The organism is Moorena sp. SIO4E2, from assembly GCF_010671945.1.
In the GTDB taxonomy this organism is placed as follows: domain Bacteria; phylum Cyanobacteriota; class Cyanobacteriia; order Cyanobacteriales; family Coleofasciculaceae; genus Moorena; species Moorena producens.
Map to the genome: position 1 here is coordinate 1 of NZ_JAAHIE010000571.1, position 4,320 is coordinate 4,320.

Genomic DNA, 4,320 nt, shown 5'->3' on the forward strand with positions numbered 1-4,320 from the left:
GGTATCAGCATACATAATGGCTTGCCCTCGGACATGACGTGCTGCTCTGCCTATAGTTTGAATAAGCGATCGCTCTGCCCTGAGGAACCCTTCCTTATCCGCATCCAAAATTGCTACCAGAGAGACTTCTGGCAAATCCAACCCTTCTCGCAACAAGTTAACCCCAACCAATACATCAAATTCACCCTGGCGCAACGCCTGCAAGATTTCAATCCGTTCAATAGAGTTAATATCCGAGTGTAAGTAGCTGATCCGAATATCCCGTTGTTGCAGATAGTCTGTCAAATCCTCAGCCATGCGCTTGGTTAAGGTTGTTACCAGCACCCTTTCCTGACAATCCACCCGCTGCTTAATCTCAGCCAACAAATCATCTACTTGACCTGCTGTAGGACGGACAAAGATTTCTGGATCAAGCACTCCGGTAGGACGAATGATCTGTTCCACGACTCGCCCTTGAGATTCTTCCATCTCCCAATCCCCAGGAGTAGCAGAGACAAAAATACACTGATTCACCTTTGCCCAGAATTCCTCTGCCTTCAGGGGTCGATTATCTGCTGCACTGGGTAAGCGAAAGCCATGGTCAATCAACACTTGCTTTCGAGCGCGATCGCCATTGTACATTCCCCGAATTTGCGGCACCGTAACATGGGATTCATCCACTACCAAAAGCCAATCTTCGGGAAAATAATCAATCAAACACTCTGGTGGTTCCCCAAGCTTGCGTCCAGCCAAGTGACGAGAATAGTTTTCCACACCATTGCAGTAACCAATTTCGAGCAACATTTCCAAATCATAGCGGGTACGCTGTTCCAACCGTTGGGCTTCTAACAAGTTCCCAGCTTGCTCCAATTGAGCCAAACGTTCCTCAAGTTCTGCCTTAATAGCATTACAAGCTTCTTCCAACCGTTCATCGGGAGTAACAAAGTGACGAGCAGGGTAAATATTTACTCCCTCTACACTTTGGAAAATTCCACCCGTCACTGGGTCAACGTAGTGAATAGCATCAATTTCATCTCCGAAGAATTCTACCCGAATAATTCGGTCTTCATAAGCCGGGCCAATTTCTAACACATCCCCCTTCACCCGGAACCGTCCGCGTCCCAATTCTAAATCATTCCGGGAATACTGTACTGAGACTAAATCCCGTAAGAGTTGGCGTTGGTCAACTTCGGTATTTACCCGCAGAGGAATCGAGGCTTTTAAGTATTCTGAGGGGATACCCAAGCCATAGATACAGCTAATGGAAGCCACCACTATGACATCCCGCCGTTCAAAAAGCGATCGCGTAGCTGAGTGCCTCAGCATATCAATTTCATCATTAATTGACGCGGTTTTCTCGATGTAGGTGTCAGTGACCGGGATATAAGCTTCCGGCTGGTAGTAATCATAGTAGGAAATGAAATACTCCACCGCGTTATGGGGAAAAAACCCCCGCAATTCGTTACATAACTGCGCAGCCAAGGTTTTGTTGTGGGCAAGTAATAGGGTAGGTTTGCCAACTTTTTCAATTACCGATGCCACGGAGAAAGTCTTACCTGTCCCCGTAGCACCCAGTAGAGTTTGGATACGGTTGCCAGCCTTGAGGTAAGTGGTGAGTTGGGAAATAGCTTGGGGTTGGTCCCCTGTTGGTTGAAAAGGGGCTTCGAGGTTAAATAGCATCTTAGACGCTTCTGGCACAGCTAAAAAAAAATCCGTAAAAATACTATCTATAATTTCATCATAATTTTTGTACATTTATAGGTACTGATGGATAGATTATTCCCCAAATTCAATAGATAGTTTTAATACTTGCCCAAAATTCGGAGGGGAGGATGAGAACTATCTGGTTAAATGCTAATTGCTTAACTCATAATTATCACGTATAAAAACTATACGTGATCGGTAATTAAAAACGGTTAATTACCAAAATTATTCCTATCAATATTTATCATTTGCTATCGACATTTTATTTCATGTTAGAGCATTTTAATAGTTTAGTTAACTAAGCTTTTTTTGTACTACATCGTTTTTCATAACTATGAGGCACACAGTTTTTTTGTTCTGTTCCTTATTCCTTATTCCCTATTCCCTATTCCCTATTCCCTATTCTATACAAATTAGGAATTTGTACCTAATTTAATTTAAAAAAGCTGTAATAATTAATTTATTATTAAATTGATAATTATATCATTAAAACTATGAAACAATAATCATATATATCTAATATTAACAACTAACCCAAAAATAAATAATTGTTAATTTTGGTAATTATTAATCGGTAATTTCGAGGGAGATAAGTATTATCGATTATACCTGACAACGCCCCAATTAATCGAAAATTATATGTATTCCAAAAAAAGCCACTATAAACTCTTTACAAATTGATTGTTTTAATCTCAACATAAAAAAATCAGGAATTATGAACTATAGAAATACTATTCAGCGGATTGAAATATTGCTAGTGGAAGACAATCATCGTGACGTAGACTTGACCAAAGCTACTTTAAAAAATAGCAATACTCGCAACAATATCCAGACTTTTACCAATGGTAAGGACGCTATGGCATTTCTACGTCGAGAGTCCCCTTATACTAAAGCACCCCGTCCCGACGTAATTTTGCTGGATTTGAATCTACCAGTGATGGATGGTCGTGAAGTGTTAGCACAGATTAAATCTGATCCAAAATTGAGTTTAATTCCAGTGATTATTCTCACCTCCTCAGATTCTGACCAGGACATCCTCACAAGCTACAAGCTAAACGCCAATGCCTACGTCACTAAGCCCTTTGAATTAGACCAGTTTCTCAAAGTATTGAAGTCAATTGAAAACTTCTGGCTAAGTATTGTTAAACTGCCACCCAAAAATTAAGCATTGCCAATTCATGCTATAGGGTTTGTATCTGGTAATAGGTAATGGAGACTTGGTAGTTAACGATTACCAAGTCTCCATTACCTATTACCAAAAATACCGAGACTATTTTATCAGTGATTAACCAGACTTGATAGTAATAGTCAATTGGCAATTAAAAATTTTAAATTGCTGTTAGTATACTACAAATCTTCACTGAGAACTTCATGGAAAGCAAACCCAGGGGCAGCCAGTACAAAGACAATGGTAGGAAGACCAGCAGTTTTTTGTTGTAAGCTTTCGTAATATTGAGTAAACTTATCGTCTGGTGTAGCCATACCCATAAAGATTAAGTCAGCATCAGCCGATGACTCATGAAGAATAGCATTAAAAGAACGCCCTTGGGAAACCAGCACCTGACAAATAACCCCAATCCGCAACTGTTTCACCCAATTACTTAGGTTTGCCCGTGCTGCTTGAGCTGCTATTTCATTAGGAAGCACCAACTTGAGGTAAATCTCAGCATTTTGCCACTTCAGGTCGCTGCGCAATAGATAGGCGAGGAGCAACATCAGGCTACCATTGGCTTGCTTACCGCCCCACCAAACATCAATCCGTTGACGACTACCGAAACCCTGCTCCCGATTTTCCCGCAGAATCACTACATTACGCTTTGCCTGGTGTATGTGAGTAATCAAGCGACAGTAAGGCTGGCGACGGCTAAGGGTTTCGTTATCCCCGAGTAAAACTGTATTGGGAACTAGTGGTCCTATACCGTAAGTTTCCACCAGTTGCCGGGCTCCGGTAAAGGGATCCGGTGCTGTTACCAAGCGCACTAGAGCTTGTACACTACGCCGTTCGAGATACTCACTGATGGTTTGTTCTAACTGTGCCTGCTTAGCAACACTATGGGAACTACTGGGTAAAATACTCGAAACGGTCACTAAACCGCGATTATGGGTCAGAGCATCGGCTAACTCTATCAAAGACCATCGTTTAGTGGGAGCTCCCGACAGCACCAAGATGTGGGGTCGCCAGTTTTTCGGATCAGGGTGATGACTAATCTGAAAAATACCAGTGCGCAACAGTGCCATCCAAATGCCCCGGCGTACATCCCCCCAAGCTGTGCGCAGTTCCCGCTGCTGTAGCCAAAGGTAAACCCCTAAGACAATAACAGCTGCTGCCACTGTGGCAAAGGCATTTATCAAAAACATTACGATCAGGCAACCCAATGCCCCTAACAGTGACAGAAACCAGTTAACTTTAAAGGAGGGTCGGAAGGAAGGACTTTGCAAAAAGCCCTCAATGGCAGCTGCTACATTCAACACCAGATAGGTGGTCAGAAAGAACATACTTAGCACTGGTGCAATGATATCTAATTGACCAAGGCAAACTGCTGCAGTAGCGATTCCCAACGTTACAGCGGTACCAATCCGTGGTTCATCATCTCGTCCACTACCCGTACCTAGGAATCGCATCCAACGGGGTAATAC

At 42.5% G+C, this 4,320-nt stretch carries 3 protein-coding genes and 1 pseudogene; 1 reads left to right on the forward strand and 3 read right to left on the reverse strand.

Translation table 11 applies throughout. The annotated features are described in order from the left end of the window. The coding region (gene uvrB, locus F6K37_RS33175) for an excinuclease ABC subunit UvrB (RefSeq protein WP_287254926.1) at positions 1–1,659 on the reverse strand (1,659 nt) is incomplete at its 3' end. A gap of 739 nt (positions 1,660–2,398) precedes the next feature. On the opposite strand from uvrB, the gene F6K37_RS33180 reads away from it, so the two are divergent. Further along, positions 2,399–2,848: a response regulator gene (locus F6K37_RS33180; protein ID WP_008182291.1), complete on the forward strand. Its 450-nt coding sequence runs from the start codon at positions 2,399–2,401 to the stop codon at positions 2,846–2,848. Between the two features lie 16 nt (positions 2,849–2,864). Here the strand turns inward: F6K37_RS33180 and F6K37_RS33185 are convergent, their stop codons facing one another. Continuing rightward, entirely contained in the window at positions 2,865–3,002 is a 138-nt protein-coding gene (locus F6K37_RS33185) for a hypothetical protein (protein WP_287254924.1), read from the reverse strand. Positions 3,003–3,030: 28 nt separating this feature from the next. Then, a pseudogene (locus F6K37_RS33190) lies at positions 3,031–4,320 on the reverse strand (Na-K-Cl cotransporter); the annotation flags it as partial.

What these genes read in the sequence shown, in the direction of transcription:
- F6K37_RS33180 (WP_008182291.1), top strand. Translation starts at nt 2,399, where the DNA reads ATGAACTATAGAAATACTATTCAGCGGATTGAAATATTGCTAGTGGAA.